Source organism: Limnohabitans sp. 15K, from assembly GCF_002778285.1.
Lineage (GTDB): Bacteria > Pseudomonadota > Gammaproteobacteria > Burkholderiales > Burkholderiaceae_C > Limnohabitans_A.
This window is the reverse complement of the sequence record NZ_NESM01000002.1, coordinates 38,503-56,336: the sequence shown is the minus strand read 5'-3', so window position 1 is coordinate 56,336 and position 17,834 is coordinate 38,503. Positions and strand designations below refer to the sequence as shown.

Genomic DNA, 17,834 nt, shown 5'->3' with positions numbered 1-17,834 from the left:
GCCAACACCCACGCGCCACGTTGGGCGCTGATGCTGTTGGCCTTGGGCCTGCTCATGGTGTTGTTCGGCACGGCTGCAGGCAGTCAAGGCTGGCAAGATTGGTGGACTGACGGGGCCGATGCGGTGTCGCGTCAGATAGTGTGGGACATCCGTTTGCCGCGCAGTTTGGGGGCGTGGATTGGCGGTGCCTTGTTGGGTTTGGCAGGAGCGGTGGCGCAAGGCCTTTTCCGTAACCCTTTGGCCGATCCGTATTTGTTGGGCAGTGCCTCTGGCGCGTCGCTGGGTGTGAGCGTTTATTTGAGTCTCTGGGGCACCAGCTCCGCTGTCAGTGCTTGGGCCTTGAGCGGCTGGATGGGCTTGGGGCTAACAAGTGCGGCCTTTTTAGGCGCAGTCGTTGCGGTGTTGCTCACCCTGACTTTGGCGCGCGGTGTGCAGCAAACGCTGCGCCTGTTGTTGGCGGGCGTGGTGGTGGGCGTGGTGCTGGGCGCTGTGACCTCTTTGATTTCATTGCTGCAACCGCAGGTTTTGCAGGCCATGCAAGGCTTCTTGTTGGGCTCGACCGCGTTTGTCAGCTGGAGCGCCTGCATCACCCTTGCGGTCGTGTTGGCGCTTTGCTTGTCACTGGCTTGGGGCTTTGCCAGCGTGTTGGATGCCCTGAGTTTGGGTGAGGCCACTGCGCAAAGCTTGGGCGTTCCTTTGACCTTGGCACGGGTGGTTCTTGTGCTTGTGATTTCATTGGCCACGGGAGCAGCGGTGGCGCACATCGGTTTGGTGGCCTTTGTGGGTTTGGCTGCGCCGCATTTGGTCCGTTCGCTGGTGCGATGCACCCATGCCTGGCGATTGCTCTTGTCAGCACTCATGGGCGGTGCTTTGCTCCTGCTCGCAGACGTGATGGCCCGTGTTGTGTTGGCTCCGCAAGAGTTGCCCGTGGGTGTGCTCACCGCGGTGTTGGGCGGTGCTTATTTGTTGTGGCGCGTGTACCACGATGGCCAAGCCGGAGCGCGTGCATGAGTCACGCTCTCGAAACCCAGCAATTGAGTGCTTCTTTGGGGGGGCACAAGGTACTCAAAGACATTGACCTGCAGATCAAAGCAGGACGCTGGACCTGTGTGGTCGGCCCCAACGGGGCGGGTAAATCGAGCCTGCTCAAAGCACTGGCGGGTTTGTTGCCGACCAGTGGGCAGGTGCTTTTACAAGGTCAACCGCTGGCATCGCTCACCCGTCAGCAAAGGGCCTTGCAACTGTCCTGGCTGGGGCAGGGCGAATCCAGCACCTTGGACCTGCGTGTGTGGGACGTGGCCATGCTGGGCCGCTTGCCACACCAAAGCTGGCTGAGTGCACCCTCGGCAATCGATGCACAAATGGTGGAAGCCGCCCTGAAGGCCACACAGGCTTGGGATTGGCGCGAGCGCATGCTGGGCGAGTTGTCGGGCGGCGAACGCCAACGCGTGCTGCTGGCCCGCGCCATGGCGGGCAATGCGCCCACCATGCTGATGGACGAACCCCTGGCCAACTTGGACCCGCCGCACCAAGTGGACTGGCTGGAGCAGGTGCACTGTCTCTTGGCTCAGGGCACCACGGTGGTCAGCGTGCTGCACGAAATCGGCATGGCTCTTCATGCTGACGACATCGTGGTCATGCGCGAAGGACAGGTGATGCACCATGGCGCAGCCAGCGATGCGGCGACACACTCAGCCATCGAATCGGTCTTCGAACAGCGTATTCGCATCAGCGCCTTGGATGGTCAGTGGGTGGTTTTGCCCCGCATGGCCTGATTGGCTTCTACCCGTTTTCTTTCGCTAGAATTTGAAACATGGAACTCAAAATCGTCGTTTACTCCAAGTCCGCATGCCCCCAGTGCGAATCCGCCAAGATGGTGCTCAAAACCAAGGGCTTGGCTTTTGAAGAAATCAAAATCGACGGTGAAGCCGAGCGGATGGCATTCTTCGAAAAATGTGGTCCTTCGGTACGTCAAATGCCGCAAATTTTCATCAACGACCAGCGGGTGGGTGGATTTGCAGGCTTACAGGCCGCTTTGGTCCAACTCGGGCTCTGAAACAGGCCGTTGGCCGCAACCAAAATGAGGGAACGGCCATGGGTCTGATCATGAAGCAAGCGATGTCCGGGCCAGCGGTCTGGAAGGGGCAGGACTTGGAGGGTGACACCTCTTGGGTGCACCCATTGAGCGCCAAAGTGTTGGCCATCCTCGATGCCGCTTTGGCCCAAGTGAAATCCAAAGGGCTGTCATTCCCCCATTTTTCTCGGGAAGATTTCCCCATTGGTGACTGGGCCCACGAGCTGAAAACCCACAGCGAGGAACTGGAAAACGGCCGGGGCTTTTTGGTGCTGCGGGGCTTGCCTGTTGAGCGCTACAGCGAAGAAGACATTCAAATCCTCTACTACGGCATTGGACTGCACATGGGTGTGCCCGTTCGGCAAAACCCCAAAGGGGATCTGCTTGGCGTGGTCATGAACGTGGGCGATGTGACGAAAAAAACCACCCGCGTTTACGAAACCAACCTGTACCTGCCGTACCACTCTGACCCCTCAGACGTGGTGGGCCTTTTGTGCCTTCGCAAAGCCAAGCAGGGTGGCTTGAGCAGTTTGGTGAGCGTGGCGGCGATCTACAACGAGATCCTGCAGCACCACCCCGAGTACCTGGGTCTGTATTACCGCACTTGGTATTTTTCGCACCTGTGCGAAGACCTGCCGAGCTTGTCGCCCATCTTCAGCCACCACCAAGGCAAGCTCAGCTGCCGCTACCTGCGCCAGTACATTGAGCTGGGCCACGAAATCCGCAACCTGCCGTTGTCCAAGGTCGAAATCGAAGCACTCGACTTGTTTGACGACATCATGCACCGCGATGATTTCCGCTTGAGCATGATGCTCGAGCCCGGTGACCTGCAGTTCGCCAACAACTACGCCGTGCTGCACTCTCGCAACGGGTTTGAAGACCACGGCGTGCACGAGCTCAACCGCAAGATGCTGCGCCTGTGGGTCAAGATGCCCAACGCGCGGACTTTGGCCCCCGAGTTTCCGGGGCGCAATGGATTTCCGGCACCTGTGGCAGTGGATCTGGTTGCGGCCTGAACGCCGCCTCAGCCTGTCGGCGAGGCCCTCTTACGAACGGGTTTTAGCCGAGGGCATGGCTCTTTTAGGCGTCAATTTGACATTGCCCGCCTCTTCCAAACACAGCAGCGTGTCCACATGCGCCATGAAGCGGTTGAGGTAATCCGGTGAAATGTCGCGCATGAGCCCCAAAGAGCGCAGCACCAACATGTGCGAGTTGATGGGGCCTGCGTTTTGCGGGGCTTGGGCAATGGCTTGGGTGACCTGCTTTTGCACGCTGATCTGGCTCAACTGCTTTTTAAAGGCCTGGATGCGCGGGTTTTCGGATGGCCAGCCTGCCGTTTTGCCTGACCCTGGTGGCGCCGTTTTGGGCCCCATGTCTTGCAAAAGCGTGGCCAAAGGGGAGGGCAAAGGTTCGGAAGCGGCATGGGTTTGAGCCGCCGTGGTCATGCGGGCATTGAATCGCTGCAGCGCTTCTTGCAACTTGGCGTGCAGCAAAAGCCGCGCTGGACCAGATTGCGCTTGCGTGCGATTGGCCAATGTTTCGATGTAATGCCAGCCCACCGCATCCACCCGCGCTGCACCCGCCGCCCGCATGGCGTCCAGATCAGGCAGCGCTGGTGCGGCTTCGTTCATGGCTTGGTCGTGTCTTGTTTGACGCCAGTCGCCTGGGCCGCCTGGGACGCGTTGGCCGCTTTGGGCACAGGTGCCATTTCTACCCGGCGGTTTTGGGCGCGGGCTTTCTCGTTGGTGTTGGCCACCAAAGGTTGTTCTTGGCCAAAGGCGGCAGCAAACAGCTGTGAGGAGGGCATGCCTTCTTCGATCAGGGTGCGCGTCACGGTCAGTGCACGCTGGGCCGAGAGTTCCCAGTTGTCTGCAAACTGGCGGTTGCGGCTGCCGACCGCTTTGTCGTCTGTGAAGCCACTGACCATCAGGATTTCTTCGCGCGACTGCAGGTAGCTGCGCAGTGGCAGCACCAGACTTTTGAGCAGCTTGCGGCCTTCGGGTTCGAGTTTGTCGGAGTTCAGCTCGAACAACAACTTGCCGCTGATGCCGATGCGGCCATTGTTCAGGGTGATGCGCCCACTGGCCAGTGGGCCTGCCAAAGCCTGTTCGAGCGAAATGCGCTTTTGCTCTTCGATCTGGCGCTTTTGCACCTCGTCTTCCAGTTTGGAGGCCATCTCCAATTGTGTGGCCATCACGCCCACCAGCAAGAGCACAAAGGCCCCCAGCAGACCGGTCATCAGGTCGGCAAACGAGATCCAGGTCGGTGCGGTGGACTCGACGTCTGCGTCGTGCTCGAGCATCAGGCGGCCCCTTCAGACTGGCGCTTTTGCAGGGCTTCCAACACGTCTTTCTGGCTGCCAATGCTCAGGTCAATCATTTCACGGGCTTGCGCCACGTAATAGGCCAGCTGTTCATCGCTGCGCGTCATGGATTTTTCGATCGCCTGCTCGATGCGTTGCAGATTGGCCATGAGCTTCTCATTGGTTTCACTGAAGTTACGCACGGCAAAGCCAAAGGTCTCGCCCAGGCTGGCCACGTCCACCGCGCTGGCCGTGACCTGCGCGGCGATGTCGCCCAGCTTGCTGGTCTCGGCCGCCACCTGTTCGGTGAACTGCCCACTGGTCTGCTGCAGGGACGCCTGGCTGGTGGCGACCATGGCATCGATCACGCCGCGCTGCTCGGTCGAGGCGTGGTTGATCGCGTCCAACAAAGTGCTGAGCGTGCCCAGAATGCGGGTGCGCTCTTCGAGCAAGGCGTTGTCGCGCGCCACGCTGACCGAGATTTCCTGACGCAGCTGGCCAATGACTTCGGCTGCGGCTTTGGGGGCCTCTGAGGCGGTTTCGATCAGGCGGGTGATCGGGTCTTCCAGCGCGGTGCCCAGTGTGGTCAGGTGCGCGGTCACAGTAGTTTGCAGTTCGGCCAGTCGGGCCACAGCGGTCTGACCGCGTGCGTCTTCTGCATCCCTCAGGGCCGACAACTCTTGGCGCAGCACGTCGGTAAGCGCTTGGGCGCGCCCTTGGTGGCCTGCGGCCCACTGCGTTTCAGAGGCGATGCGCTCTCGCATCAGGGCTTCGCTGCTGGCCATCAGGCGTGTGACTTCAGCCAAGGTTTGTGTGGCTTGGGTTTGTGTGTGGGCGGTGATCTCTTGAGCCGTGTGGGTCAGGGTGTCGCAAATGGCTTGCTGCTGTGCCAAGGTTTGCGCGCCCGCGTTTTGCCACGCTTGGTCCAAGTTGCTGGCCGTAACCGTCAAAGAGGCCTGCCATGCATCCAGGCGCGCTTGATCAACGGCAGCGCGCTCGTCGTGCAGGCGCGTGATGTCGGCCAGCGTCTGGCTGGCGTGGGTTTGTGCATGGGTCTGGATGGCTTGGGCTGTTTCGCCCAAGGTGTCGCAAATGGCTTGCTGCTGTGCCAAAGTCTGCGTCCCTGAGGCCTGCCACTGGCTGTGCAGTTCGCTGGCCATTTGTGTCAGCGAGGCTTGCCAAGCTTGCAGGCGCTGCTGGTCGGCGCTGCTCTGCAGAGTCAGCTGCTGCGTTTGGGCGGCAGTGACTTGGTCGACCAACGATTTAGCGCTGAGTTCGAAATTCTGGCTGAACGCTTCCAAGGTCTGGCCCACACGATCGGTCATGTGGGTGCTGGCTTGTTCATGGCGTTTCAGCGATTCTGCGCTGGTGTGCGCTACGGCAGCGGTGGTGGCCGCCATTTGAGCCGTCAGTTCGCCCAGTTGCTGCTGCGTGTTGAGCAGCAGGCGCTCGTTCATGCTCTGGGCCTGCTCACTCAGTTGCGCCATGGTGGCTTGCACCACAGGACGAATGCTGTCGCTGGCCAGTTGCATGCTTTGGCACAAACTGGTTTGCAGCGATTGGTCAACCGATTGCGCCAGCCCCGTGTAGGCCGTGTGCACCTGCGCGTGAAAGCTTTCCTGATTGGCCATCAAACGCTCGTTCATTTGCTGGCTGGTTTGGGCCATTTGCACCATCAAGGTCTGCAGTTGCTGCACGACTTGCGGCAGGGCTTGTGACTGTTGCTGCAATGCCTTGAAGGTTTCTTGCCGTTGGTGCACCAAAGAAAATCCGCGCAGCGTGGTGACTGTCAGCGTGTCCAGCACCTGGGTGGCTTGTGCGCGTTCGCGGCGCACCAAGCTGCTCATCAAGCCCAGCATGGCCGAAGTGGCCACGCCTGCCACCGACGTGCCAAACGCCAGCCCCAGTCCCTTGATGGGTTCGGAAAACGCCGACCGAATGCCCGCGATGTTGGTGGAGCCTTCCAACGCAAACACCGCGCCATTGAGTGTGACCACCATGCCCAAAAAGGTCCCGAGCATGCCCAGCATGACCAACATACCCACCAAATAAGGGGTCAGAGCCGGGCCAGGAAGGCCCACGCGCTCACCTTCCACACGTTGGCGAATCGGGTTTTGCAAGCCAGCAGGCAGGGTGATCAGCCAATCGCTGAGGTTTTGCAAATCTTGCGGAATGTCGGCAAGCGCTTGGTTCAGGGCAGACGTGGCAGCGCGGTATTGACGCAGCTCCATCGCGCCAAACACATAAACCGCGCCAATGACCGCAGCCATGCCCAAAACCAGCAGGTGCGAGGTGGCCACAGCCGCCGCCACCCAGACAACGGCCAATGCGCCCAGTGCGAAGGCGATGTGAAAGGAATATCGTTTCATTGTTCTTGTGGGGTGTATTGGTTGAAGGCTTCAACAAGGCCCAGCACGGGTTGCAAGCGCGTGTCCAGCTCGGCCAGCAAAGCGGTGCGCATGGCTTGGCGCAGGGGCAAGAGCCAAGGCAAAGGGCTCACTGCAGTGGCGGACGGCGCTTCGGCACCTTCGGCTATAGCCTCGGCTTGTAGGGTGCTGAGTTGTTGGATGTGTTTTTTAAGGGCTTGCGCAAAGCGCTTTTCGTGCAGCTTGGCCACTTTGGCCAGCAAAAGCGCTTCGCGCTCGCTCAAGATGTTTTCAAAGGCCGCATCGAGCGTGGCCAGTTGTTGGAGACTTGGTGCGCCCTTGCTCAGCTGCCCCCGCACTTGTGAGCGCAAGGTCTGCAGGGACACTTCCATTTGGCGCTGGTGGGCGGCATAAAAACGGCGATAGGGCTCAAACGCCGTTTTGGGCTCGATGGGTTCGTCCAATTCTGCGGGTGGCATGTCGATGCGCGTCAGCCCCGAACCGCTGGGCGCGCCTTGGGCGATGGATTGTTCGAGTTGGGCGCGCACTTTGTCCACATGCCGGGTCAACGCCTCGGCTGTCATCACACCCGCGCGCCGCAGGTGCGCAGGCTGGGGTGCTGCGGGCTGCTGCTCTGGGTTGAGCACGCCGTGCAAGGCAATCGCATGGCGAAAGTTCAGCCAATCGCCCAACTTTTGCCCCACATCGTCCGCCACAGGGGCGGCATCGATCATGGCGTTTTCGGTCAGAAAACGCGTCAGTCGAGAACTGTTGAAGTGGGCACGCGGCGAGGCTCGCGTCATGGGCAGGTCAGATTGGGTTTGAAAAGCAGCGCAAAGCGCTCTTGTGGCAACGGCGGCAAATGCCCGCCGTCAAGGGGCTACCCTCATGGGGAGAGCGCATGATTTTACCCGTGCAAGCAGGGTTTCATGAGCCTCGGTTGGATGACATCTGAATCACAAAGAAGTCAATTCCAGCCCTGGGTTCAGGGCGTCTTGGGCTTGAAATCGCAAAACGCCGCCACAGCGCACTGCCCGCACAGCGGTTTGCGCGCTTGGCACACATAACGCCCATGCAGGATCAGCCAATGGTGGGCGTCCACCAGGTACTTGGCCGGGATGCGTTTGAGCAGTTTGAGCTCCACCGCCAAAGGCGTTTTGCCTGGGGCCAAGCCCGTGCGGTTGCCCATGCGGAAGATGTGTGTGTCCACCGCCATGGTCGCCTCGCCAAAGGCCGAGTTGAGCACCACATTGGCTGTTTTGCGGCCCACGCCGGGCAGCGCTTCGAGTTCTTCACGGCTGCGGGGCACTTTGCCGCCGTGCTGCTCCACCAAAATGCGGCAAGTCTCCATCAGGTGTTTGGCTTTGCTGCGATATAGGCCAATGGTTTTGATGTAACCCTCAAGCCCCTCCAGCCCGAGTTCCAAGATCTTTTGCGGCGTGCCCGCCACTGGGAACAGCTTGCGCGTGGCCTTGTTCACGCCCACATCGGTGGCTTGGGCCGACAGCAGCACTGCAGCCAGCAGCTCGAACACGCTGGTGTATTCCAGCTCGGTCACGGGCATGGGGTTGGCGGCTTGCAGGGTGGCAAAAAAGGATTCGATCTGTACGGGTTTCATCAGGGTCAAAATTAGGTGTGCAGATGTTGGCAAAATGATGGCCAAGTCAACACGGGAAGATACACCATGCCTTTGCAATTTGCCGATCGCCTGAACAACGTCGAAACCTCTGCCATCCGTGAGCTGTTCAAGCTCCTGGGCAAGCCCGGCATCATCAGTTTTGCGGGCGGCTTCCCGGACAGCGCCATGTTTGACGTGGACGGCATCCGCGAGGCCAGCAACGCCGCCTTGAGCCAAGACCCCGGCGCGGCCCTGCAGTACGGCGCGACCGAAGGCTTTGGCCCGCTGCGCGAGCAACTGGCGCACTTCATGAGCCAAAAGGGGGCGAAAGACGTCACGTCTGACCAATTGATCGTGACCACGGGCAGCCAGCAAGGGCTGGATTTGATTGGCAAAACCATGATCAGCCCCGGCGACAAGGTGATCGTGGAAGGCCCAACATTCCTCGCCACCATCCAGTGCTTCCGTTTGTATGGGGCCGAACTCATCAGCGCCCCGGTGGACGGCCACGGTGTCAAGACCGACGAGCTGGAAAAACTGATCGCCGAGCACAAACCCAAATTTGTTTACCTGATCCCCACCTTTGGCAACCCCAGCGGTGCCTTGCTGAGCGCCGAACGCCGCAAGCAGGTGCTGGAGATGGCCGTCAAACACCAAACCCTGATCGTCGAAGACGACCCCTATGGCGATTTGTATTTTGGCGAAGCGCCACCACCCAGCCTGCTGGCCATGAGCCCCTCGGTGCCCGGTAGCCGTGAGCTGCTTGTGCATTGCGGGTCGCTGTCCAAAGTGCTGTCGCCCGGCCTGCGCGTGGGCTGGATGGTTGCGCCTGCCGAATTGCTGGCCCGCGCCACCATGTGCAAGCAGTTCAGTGACGCCCACACCAGTACCTTTGCCCAAGCCACGGCCGCGCAATACCTGTTGGCGGGCCGCATGCCTGCCACGCTGGACAAAGTGCGTGCTGTGTATGCCAAGCGCGCCCAAACCATGGGCGACGCATTGCGCCGTGAGCTGGGCGATGCGGTGGAGTTTGTGCAACCGCAAGGCGGCTTGTTTGTGTGGGCGCGCCTCAGGGGCGCAGGCGGCAAGGTGAATGACGGCAACGTGTTTGCCAAACGCGCCATCGACAACGGCGTGGCCTTTGTGCCAGGCACGCCGTTTTTCTGCGCCAACCCCGACCACGCCACCTTCCGCCTGAGCTTTGCCACCGTGGGCGAAGACAAGATCCTTGAAGGCGTCTCTCGCTTGGCCAAGGCGCTGTGATTTGACGATCCTAGGTGAGGGCAAGCTCTCTGTGGGAGCGAGCCCCCGCTCGCGAATGCTTGCCATGCCATTGAACGCATTCGGCTGCAGGGGCAGCCTCCCACTTCAGCCAAGCCATGGCTTTAAATTGAGGCCAACATGAACCAAGAACGCTGCATCACCATCAACGGCACCGAAGTCTGGCTGCAAGGGCAGGGTGACGAGGTCATCCTCATGCTGCATGGCTGGCCCGATACCCGTGCGCTGTGGGACGGCACCGTGGCGGCCCTGCAGGACCGCGCCACCTGTGCGCGCCTCACGCTGCCGGGCTTTGAGTCAGGCCCCTCGGCCACCAGCTTGGACGACATGTGCGAACTGCTGCGCCAGATCGTGGACCGCATCAGCCCGGGCAAACCCGTGACCCTAATGCTGCACGATTGGGGCTGTATCTTTGGCTACCAATTTGCCATGCGCCACGCCGAGCGAGTGGCCCGCGTGGTGGCGGTGGACGTGGGCGACCACAACTCGGGTGACTTGTTGCGCAGTTGGGGCGTCAAGGAAAAACTCTCTGTGATGGGCTACCAGGTCTGGTTGGCCTTGGCCTGGAAAATCGGCGGCAGTCTGGGCACCCGCATGACCCGCGCCATGGCCCGCTGGCTGCGTTGCCCGACCGACCCGGCCACCATCACCCACAAGATGAACTACCCCTACGCCATGCAGTGGTTTGGCACGGCAGGCGGCTTCAAGGGCGCGGCGCAAATTCAGCTGCCCATGCCCCTTTTGTTTGTTTATGGCGAGCGCAAACCCTTCATGTTCCATTCGGCCCAATGGCTGGAAAAGGTCGCTGCCGCGCCCGGCAGCGCGGTGCAGGGCTTGCCTTGCGGGCATTGGGTCATGATCTCGCGCCCTGAAGCATTTCATGCACGCGTGCGTGAATGGCTCTGGGGCCCAGTCTGAGGGCGAGGCCATGAAACCCGACGACCTAATGAAGCTGGTCACCACGACCATGCCCTTTGGCAAGCACAAGGGCATGCTGATCGCCGACTTGCCCGGCAACTACCTCAATTGGTTTGCCCGCGAGGGTTTTCCCAAAACCGAAATCGGACAGCTGCTCCGACTGATGCAAGAGATCGACCACAACGGGCTGAGTGATCTGCTCAAACCTCTGCGCCGCTGAGGTCCCTGTAGGAGCGACGCCCTCGTCGCGAAAGACCGCTCGCGGTCCACAAGCCATCGCCCCGAGGGCGGGGCTCCCACACTCAAAGGGTCAGGGCTTCACGACTTCCAGCAACCGGTCCAGCCCGCCTTCATGGATGGCGACCATGGCCTGCTCGCGAACCTTGGGTTTGGCGTGATAAGCCACCGACAATCCCGCAGCGCCCATCATCGGCAGGTCGTTCGCGCCGTCACCCATGGCGATGCATTCGTGGGGTGCTATACCCAGCAGCGAAGCAACTTCGAGCAAGGTGCGGCGCTTCTCGGCACCATCACAAATGTCGCCCCAGCTTTGCATCACCAAGCCGCCCGTGAGTTCACCGTTCACCACCTCAAGACGGTTGGAACGGGCGAAGTCGATGTTCAGGCGCTGTTTGACTCGGTCTGCAAAAAAGGTGAAACCTCCCGAGACCAGCAGCACCTTTATGCCCGCCTTCTGGCAAGCGGCGATCAGCTCGGCCGCGCCGGGGTTGATTTTCAGGCGCTCTGTGTAAACGCGCTCCATGTCGGCCAGCGTCACGCCCTTGAGCAGGGCCAGGCGGCGGCGCAGGCTCTCTTTGAAGTCGGTGATCTCGCCGCGCATGGCGGCCTCGGTGATGGCGGCCACCTCGGCCTTGCGGCCCACGGCATCGGCGATCTCGTCAATGCACTCGATGCTGATGAGCGTGGAGTCCATGTCAAACGCGATCAGTTTGAACTGGGACAAGGGTAGGGGGGCTGTGAAGCCCTGAATGGCGAGGCCGGGGGCGAATTCGGTAACAGTGGTCATGATTCAGGATTATCGAAGATCGTTGACGGATTCAGGCAGGGGCTGTTTCGGTTTTGGGCTGCCCCAAACTCCGCAGCACATCCCGAACCATTTGCGCCCGCGCCTTGGGGTCGGGCAGTTCGCGTTCGATGCGGATTTTGTCGTTGCCCGCCAGCTTGATGTGTTTGTTTTTCTGGATCAGTCCAATGATGGCCATCGGGTCCACGGGCGGGTTGGGCTTGAAGGTGATCTGGATGACGCCCGGGGCGGCGTCGACCTTGATGACGCCATAGGGCTGGGTCAGCACGCGCAGGCGGTGCACGTCCACCAGGGTCTGCGCCTGCGGGGGCAGCTTACCAAAGCGGTCCACCAGCTCTTCGAGCAATGCGTCGATTTGGTCGCTGGTTTTGGCGGTGGCCAGCTTTTTATAGAACGACAAGCGCAAGTGCACATCACCACAGTAATCGTTGGGCAGCAGGGCGGGGGCATGCAGGTTGATGTCGGTGGTGACCGACAGGGGGCTGAGCAAGTCGGGCTCTTTGCCCGCTTTGAGGCTGCGCACCGCCTCGGACAGCATCTCGTTGTAGAGCTGAAAGCCCACTTCGAGCATGTTGCCGCTCTGGTTTTCGCCGAGCACCTCGCCCGCGCCACGAATTTCCAGGTCGTGCATGGCCAAATAAAAGCCGCTGCCCAGTTCTTCCATTTGCTGAATCGCATCGAGCCGCTGGGCGGCCTGTTTGGTCAGGCCTTCGATCTCGGGCACCATCAAATAGGCATAGGCTTGGTGGTGCGAGCGGCCCACGCGCCCGCGCAGCTGGTGCAATTGGGCCAGGCCGAATTTGTCGGCGCGAGAGATCACGATGGTGTTGGCCGTGGGCACGTCGATGCCGGTCTCGATGATGGTTGAGCACAGCAAGATGTTGTAGCGCTGGGCCACAAAGTCGCGCATCACGCGTTCCAGCTCGCGCTCGGGCATCTGGCCGTGGGCCACGGCGATGCGGGCTTCGGGCAGGATTTCTTCGAGCTTTTGCTTGCGGTTCTCGATGGTCTCGACCTCGTTGTGCAAAAAATAGCACTGACCGCCGCGCTTGAGTTCGCGCAGCACCGCCTCGCGGATCACGCCCGTGCCTTCGTTGCGCACAAAGGTCTTGATGGCCAAGCGGCGTTGCGGCGCAGTCGCAATCACGCTCAAATCGCGCAGGCCCTCCAAAGCCATGCCCATGGTGCGGGGGATGGGCGTGGCGGTGAGTGTGAGTACATCGACCTCGGCCCGCAGGCCTTTCATGGCCTCTTTGTGGCGCACGCCAAAGCGGTGTTCCTCGTCGATGATGAGCAGGCCCAAGTCGTGGAATTTGGTCGATTCGCTCAGCAGCTTGTGTGTGCCCACCACGATGTCCACCGTGCCGTCGGCAAGGCCTTTGAGGGCGGCGGTGACTTCTTTGCCCGATCTGAACCGCGAGACTTCGGCCACCTTGACAGGCCATTTGGCAAAGCGGTCTTTGAGCGTCTGGTAGTGCTGCTCGGCCAGCAGCGTGGTGGGGGCCAGCAGGGCGACTTGTTTGCCGCCTGTGACGGCCACAAAAGCGGCCCGCAGCGCGACCTCGGTCTTGCCAAAACCCACATCGCCACAGACCAGGCGGTCCATGGGGCGGGGGCTGATCATGTCTTGAATCACGCAGTGGATGGCCGCCTTTTGGTCGGCGGTTTCTTCGAAGCCGAAATCGTTGGCAAAGGTCTCGTAATCTTGCGGGCTGTAGCGGAAAGGGTGGCCCTCTCGTGCGGCTCGGCGGGCGTAGATGTTGAGCAACTCGGCGGCGGCGTCGCGCACCTGCTCGGCGGCGCGGCGTTTGGCTTTTTCCCACTGGCCAGAGCCCAGTTTGTGCAGGGGCGCTTCGTCGGCGCTCACGCCTGTGTAGCGGCCAATCAGCTGCAACTGGCTCACGGGGACATACAGCGTGGCTTGATCGGCGTATTCCAGGTGCAAAAACTCTTGCAGGGCGGGCGTGCCGTCGGGGTTTTTCTGGCCCATGTCCATATTGACCAGACCCCTGTAGCGGCCAATGCCGTGGGCACTGTGCACCACCGGGTCGCCCACATTCAGCTCGCTCAGGTCTTTGATCAGCGCTTCAACGTCGCTGACCTGTTCCTGTTTCTTACGGCGACGGGTGACCGCCCCAGCCGCGAAGAGTTCGGTTTCGGTAACGAGGTCGATGTTGTGCTCGAACCAATGGAAACCGCTGACCAGGGCGGCGGTGGCCATGCCAACCTTTTCGTCGCTGGTCAAAAAGTCTTGCAGGCTGTCAAACACAGGCGGCGTGAGGCCGCTGGAGCGCACGAAGTCGAGCAGGCTCTCACGTCGGCCATCGCTTTCGGCCAAGATCAGCACGCGGCTGGCGCTGCTGCGGATGTGCGCTTGCAAGCGCGACAGCGGGTCTTCGGCGCCGCGAACCACCGTCAGCTCGGGCAGGGGCTGGGCGAGGGTGTTGTCAGCCACATCGCTGGTGCCTGCGCGCAGGGCCAATTGGGCATGGCCTTGGGTCAGGGTGTAGAACTGCTCAGCACTCAAAAACAGCGCATCGGGCGGCAGCACGGGCCGCTCGGGGTCGCCTTGGACCAGGCGGTAGCGGTCGCGGGTGTCTTGCCAAAAGCGCTGGAAGGCGGGCTCCAGATCGCCGTGCAGCACCACGGTGGCCGCATCGGCCTGGCCAGCGCCCAGGTAATCAAACACCGTGGCGGTTTCTTCAAAAAACAGGGGCAGGTAGTACTCGATGCCCGCTGTGGCCACGCCATTGCCCATGTCTTTGTAGATGCGGCTTTTGGTCGGGTCGCCTTCGAGCAGTTCGCGCCAGCGGCTCCGGAATCGCGCACGGGCCGCCTCGTCCATCGGGAACTCGCGTCCGGGCAAGAGCCGCACCTCGGGCACGGGGTAGAGGCTGCGCTGGCTGTCGGGGTCGAAGGTGCGGATGCTGTCGATTTCGTCTTCGAACAAATCCACCCGGTAAGGCACCAGCGAGCCCATGGGGAAAAGGTCGATCAAGCCACCGCGCACCGCGTATTCGCCGGGGCTGACCACCTGGCTCACATGTGAGTAACCCGCCAGGGTGAGTTGGGCCTTGAGTTGCGCTTCGTCGAGCTTTTGCTTGACTTTGAACTCGAAGGTGTAGCCTGCCAAAAAGGACGGCGGCGCCAGCCGGTAAAGCGCGGTGGTGGCGGGCACCAGGACCAGATCGGCGCTTTCGGCGTGGTTGCGTTGTTTGATGCGCCAGAGCGTGGCCAAGCGCTCGCTGATCAAGTCTTGGTGCGGCGAGAAGGTGTCGTAGGGCAGGGTTTCCCAGTCGGGGAACATCACGCAGCGCAGATCGGGCGCAAAAAACACCAGCTCGTCCATTAAGCGTTGTGCATCGGCCGCGTCGGCAGTCACGATGGCGGTGAGCTTGCCGACTTTTTTCTCGCGCTCGGCCAGTTGGGCCAGCAAAACGGCATCGGCCGATCCGGCGGGGCGGGGCAGGGTGAAACGTTTGCCGGAAATAAGGCTGGGCAGTTGCATGGTTGCGAGGGGCAATGGCGATGAAAAAAGCAAAACACCCCCCGCCAGAGAGGAGGGGGGTGAATAAATGATCAGACACCGCCATTGTAGAAGCCGGGCAAAGACCCAGTTGGGTGAGCTCCTACAATCAAGAGTCATGTCAACGACCACAGAAAACCCAAGATTCCACGCCTTGATCCCGTGCGCAGGCACAGGCAGCCGAGCAGGCACGCCTGTGCCCAAGCAATACCAAGCGGTGGCTGGGCAGCCGATGGTCATGCACACCTTGCAAGCGCTGGCGCGGGTGCCGCTGATTGCTCAGGGTTGGGTGGTTGTGTCTCCCGGCGATGACTTCGCCTTGCCCGAAGGTGCGAGTTGGCCAGCCCGGTTTACCCGGCTGAGCTGCGGCGGGGCGACCCGGGCCGAAAGCGTGTTCAATGGTCTCGATGTCATGTTGGCCAATGGCGTGCCTGCTCATGATTGGGTGCTGGTGCACGACGCGGCGCGTTGTCTTGTGACACCTGAGGCGGTGAGTGCCCTCATCGAAGCTTGCCGCGACGACCCGGTGGGCGGTTTGTTGGCTTTGCCGCTGCCCGACACGCTCAAGACCCAAAAGTCCGAAGGTGTTCCGCGTGTCGAGGCTACGGTGCCACGCGAGGGCAAATGGCTGGCCCAAACCCCGCAAATGTTTCGCCTCGGCGCTTTGCACCAAGCGCTGGAACAAGCGGCCAAAACGGGTTTTGCTGGCATCACCGACGAGGCCAGTGCCATGGAGCAACAAGGTCTGTCGCCCCGACTGGTGCCAGGCTCGGCCATGAATCTGAAAGTCACTTACCCGGCAGACTTTGCGTTTGCCGAGGCTGTTTTAAAGGCAAAACCATGAATATCCGCATCGGTGAAGGCTGGGACGTGCACGCTTTGGTGCCCGGTCGAAAGTTGATTTTGGGTGGGGTCGACATTCCCCACACCTTGGGCTTGCTCGGCCATTCAGACGCCGATGTGCTGCTGCACGCCATCACGGACGCGGTGTTGGGCGCTGCAGGTCTGGGCGACATTGGTCGGCATTTTCCGGACACGGATGCACAGTTCAAGGGAGCCGACTCTTCCGTCTTACTGGCCGAAGCCATGCGCCGCGTGCGCGAGAAAGGCTGGGAACTGGTAAACGTGGACTGCACCGTAGTGGCCCAAGCCCCCAAACTGGCACCGCACATGGCGGCCATCAATGCCTCCGTGGCCAAAGCGCTGGGCGTGCAGCCCGATCAGGTCAATGTGAAGGCCAAAACGGCTGAAAAGCTCGGCCCCGTGGGCATGGGCCAGAGCATGGAAGCGCGTGCGGTGGTGTTGCTGAACAAAGCCAGCTGACGCTTAGGCTTGCTCAGCCAGCTTCGGCTTGGCGGAACTTCATCAGCGCCATCAAACCGCCCGCGCTGTTGTTGAACACCGAAAACGTGCCCCCCATGCGCTGAACCGAGCGCTCCACAATGGCCAGGCCCAAGCCAGATCCTGTGGCATCGGTTCTTGCGGTGTCGCCCCTGAAAAACGGTTGCGTGAGGTTTTTCAGGGCTTCTTCAGAAACGCCAGGGCCTTGATCGCGCACACGAAGCAGCACCCAGCCGTCGTGCACCCTGGCCACGATTTCGACCCGTGTGATGCCATCGCTCGGACTTTGGCCGTAGCGGCGGGCGTTTTCCAACAGGTTGGACAACACCCGCGACAGTTCCACTGGCTCGGCTTGCACTTGCAGGTCTTCTGCCACATCAACGCTGATCTCAAAGCGCGGGTTGTTTCGCCAAGGCGCGATGCTTCTGCTGATCACGCCAGAGAGTAAGACTGGACCCAGTTCGGTGGGCTCAGGCCTGGCGTAGTCGAGAAATTTGTCGATGATGGCGTCGAGCTGCGCGATGTCGGCGGCCATCAAATCGCGGGTTTCAAGGTCTGCCACGCTCAATTCGGTTTCTAGTCGCAAGCGCGCCAGTGGTGTGCGCAGATCATGCGAGATGCCCGCCAACATCAGGGCCCGCTCTTGTTCAATTTTGGCCAAGCGCTCGGCCATCCGGTTGAACCCAATGTTGACTTCACGGATTTCAGAAGTAGCGGCGTCTTCGTCCAAGGTCGATGTGTTGAAGTGCCCCTCGCGCACTTGACTGGCGGCGAAAGACAATCGTTTAAGGGGCCGGTTAATGAGGCCCGCCATCAAGGCAGCACCGCCCAAAGACAGCGCCAAGGTCAGGCCTAGCCAAGTCAGCCATGCCGAGCCGCCCAGTGGCCGCAGGCGAGCAGGGTCCATTTGCAGCCAGTAACTGTCACGCTCGATTTTGAAACCAATCCAAAGACCGGCTTCCCCATTCACCTCGGAAGCAATCAGCGTATCGGGGCCCAAGCGCTTGACCATTTCATCCACCAATTGGCGTTCTAAGCCTGATGCGCCAAACTGGACAATTTGGTCGTTGGGTTCACGCGTTTGGATACCGACATCTTCCTCGTCCGCCAACATTTTCAAAAGAGATACACGGGCTATGGCGTCGGTGTGAATGAGGGCGGTGCGGGTCAAATTGACCACCGTGGCGATTTGGTGGGCATTGCGCAAGACGCGTGGCTCGTATTCTTGTGTGCGGAACATTTGCAGCCAAGCCAAACTGCTGCACAAAATCAACAAGACCAAGAGAAAGAACGTTCGCCAAAAAAGGCTCAGTTTGACTCTGCGGGGCGCCCTGTCAAAAGCGCCCCCTTCAGATGGCGGGGT

The 17,834-nt window shown here is 60.9% G+C and carries 17 protein-coding genes; 9 read left to right on the top strand and 8 right to left on the bottom strand.

Annotated elements, in window-relative coordinates; genetic code table 11:
* Positions 1-30: 30 nt before the first annotated feature.
* Genes B9Z40_RS09125 through B9Z40_RS09110 form a run of 4 tightly spaced genes read left to right on the top strand, consistent with a single transcriptional unit; the run spans position 31 to position 3,090 of the window.
* Complete coding sequence (locus B9Z40_RS09125) at positions 31-1,011, top strand: iron ABC transporter permease (RefSeq protein ID WP_100173426.1); 981 nt, start codon at positions 31-33, stop codon at positions 1,009-1,011.
* Positions 1,008-1,775, top strand: coding sequence for an ABC transporter ATP-binding protein (locus B9Z40_RS09120; protein ID WP_100173062.1), 768 nt, complete (start codon positions 1,008-1,010; stop codon positions 1,773-1,775). The genes B9Z40_RS09125 and B9Z40_RS09120 overlap by 4 nt, the downstream gene beginning before the upstream one ends.
* Positions 1,776-1,813: 38 nt before the next feature.
* A complete protein-coding gene (locus B9Z40_RS09115) occupies positions 1,814-2,056 on the top strand; it encodes a glutaredoxin domain-containing protein (protein ID WP_100173061.1) in 243 nt (80 codons plus the stop codon).
* 38 nt (positions 2,057-2,094) lie between these two features.
* Positions 2,095-3,090 carry a TauD/TfdA family dioxygenase gene (locus B9Z40_RS09110; protein ID WP_100173060.1) on the top strand — a complete coding sequence of 332 codons (996 nt, stop codon included), beginning with the start codon at positions 2,095-2,097 and terminating at the stop codon, positions 3,088-3,090.
* 30 nt (positions 3,091-3,120) lie between these two features.
* Here the strand turns inward: B9Z40_RS09110 and B9Z40_RS09105 are convergent, their stop codons facing one another.
* From B9Z40_RS09105 to nth, 5 genes are all read right to left on the bottom strand, one after another.
* Positions 3,121-3,705 carry a DUF2894 domain-containing protein gene (locus B9Z40_RS09105; RefSeq protein WP_100173059.1) on the bottom strand — a complete coding sequence of 195 codons (585 nt, stop codon included), beginning with the start codon at positions 3,703-3,705 and terminating at the stop codon, positions 3,121-3,123.
* On the bottom strand, positions 3,702-4,376 hold the full coding sequence (locus B9Z40_RS09100; RefSeq protein ID WP_100173058.1) for an OmpA family protein: 675 nt from the start codon (positions 4,374-4,376) through the stop codon (positions 3,702-3,704). Before B9Z40_RS09100 ends, B9Z40_RS09105 begins: the two co-directional genes overlap by 4 nt.
* Entirely contained in the window at positions 4,376-6,745 is a 2,370-nt protein-coding gene (locus tag B9Z40_RS09095; protein ID WP_100173057.1) for a DUF802 domain-containing protein, read from the bottom strand. Before B9Z40_RS09095 ends, B9Z40_RS09100 begins: the two co-directional genes overlap by 1 nt.
* A complete protein-coding gene (locus tag B9Z40_RS09090; RefSeq protein ID WP_100173056.1) occupies positions 6,742-7,545 on the bottom strand; it encodes a DUF3348 family protein in 804 nt (267 codons plus the stop codon). Before B9Z40_RS09090 ends, B9Z40_RS09095 begins: the two co-directional genes overlap by 4 nt.
* Positions 7,546-7,727: 182 nt before the next feature.
* Positions 7,728-8,360 (bottom strand): endonuclease III, encoded by a 633-nt coding sequence (gene nth / locus B9Z40_RS09085; protein WP_100173055.1) that lies wholly within the window; start codon positions 8,358-8,360, stop codon positions 7,728-7,730.
* Positions 8,361-8,426: 66 nt separating this feature from the next.
* Between nth and B9Z40_RS09080 the strand changes: the two genes are divergently transcribed.
* The 3 genes from B9Z40_RS09080 to B9Z40_RS09070 all read left to right on the top strand — a co-directional run bounded on the left by B9Z40_RS09080 (position 8,427) and on the right by B9Z40_RS09070 (position 10,779).
* On the top strand, positions 8,427-9,623 hold the full coding sequence (locus B9Z40_RS09080) for a PLP-dependent aminotransferase family protein (RefSeq protein ID WP_100173054.1): 1,197 nt from the start codon (positions 8,427-8,429) through the stop codon (positions 9,621-9,623).
* Between the two features lie 138 nt (positions 9,624-9,761).
* The gene (locus tag B9Z40_RS09075; protein ID WP_100173053.1) at positions 9,762-10,559 is read left to right on the top strand and encodes an alpha/beta fold hydrolase; all 798 of its coding nucleotides are present in this window, start codon (positions 9,762-9,764) and stop codon (positions 10,557-10,559) included.
* Positions 10,560-10,569: 10 nt separating this feature from the next.
* Positions 10,570-10,779 carry a DUF3820 family protein gene (locus B9Z40_RS09070; protein ID WP_100173052.1) on the top strand — a complete coding sequence of 70 codons (210 nt, stop codon included), beginning with the start codon at positions 10,570-10,572 and terminating at the stop codon, positions 10,777-10,779.
* Positions 10,780-10,869: 90 nt separating this feature from the next.
* Here the strand turns inward: B9Z40_RS09070 and serB are convergent, their stop codons facing one another.
* Together serB and mfd are read right to left on the bottom strand one after the other, a co-directional pair.
* The gene (gene serB, locus B9Z40_RS09065) at positions 10,870-11,586 is read right to left on the bottom strand and encodes a phosphoserine phosphatase SerB (protein ID WP_100173051.1); all 717 of its coding nucleotides are present in this window, start codon (positions 11,584-11,586) and stop codon (positions 10,870-10,872) included.
* A 31-nt stretch (positions 11,587-11,617) separates the two neighbouring features.
* Entirely contained in the window at positions 11,618-15,112 is a 3,495-nt protein-coding gene (gene mfd / locus B9Z40_RS09060) for a transcription-repair coupling factor (protein WP_100173050.1), read from the bottom strand.
* A gap of 136 nt (positions 15,113-15,248) precedes the next feature.
* On the opposite strand from mfd, the gene ispD reads away from it, so the two are divergent.
* Positions 15,249-15,974, top strand: coding sequence for a 2-C-methyl-D-erythritol 4-phosphate cytidylyltransferase (ispD, locus tag B9Z40_RS09055; protein WP_100173049.1), 726 nt, complete (start codon positions 15,249-15,251; stop codon positions 15,972-15,974).
* Complete coding sequence (gene ispF, locus B9Z40_RS09050; protein WP_100173048.1) at positions 15,971-16,453, top strand: 2-C-methyl-D-erythritol 2,4-cyclodiphosphate synthase; 483 nt, start codon at positions 15,971-15,973, stop codon at positions 16,451-16,453. Before ispD ends, ispF begins: the two co-directional genes overlap by 4 nt.
* A 13-nt stretch (positions 16,454-16,466) precedes the next feature.
* Here the strand turns inward: ispF and B9Z40_RS09045 are convergent, their stop codons facing one another.
* Positions 16,467-17,711: an ATP-binding protein gene (locus B9Z40_RS09045; protein WP_369823435.1), complete on the bottom strand. Its 1,245-nt coding sequence runs from the start codon at positions 17,709-17,711 to the stop codon at positions 16,467-16,469.
* Between the last annotated feature and the right edge of the window lie 123 nt (positions 17,712-17,834).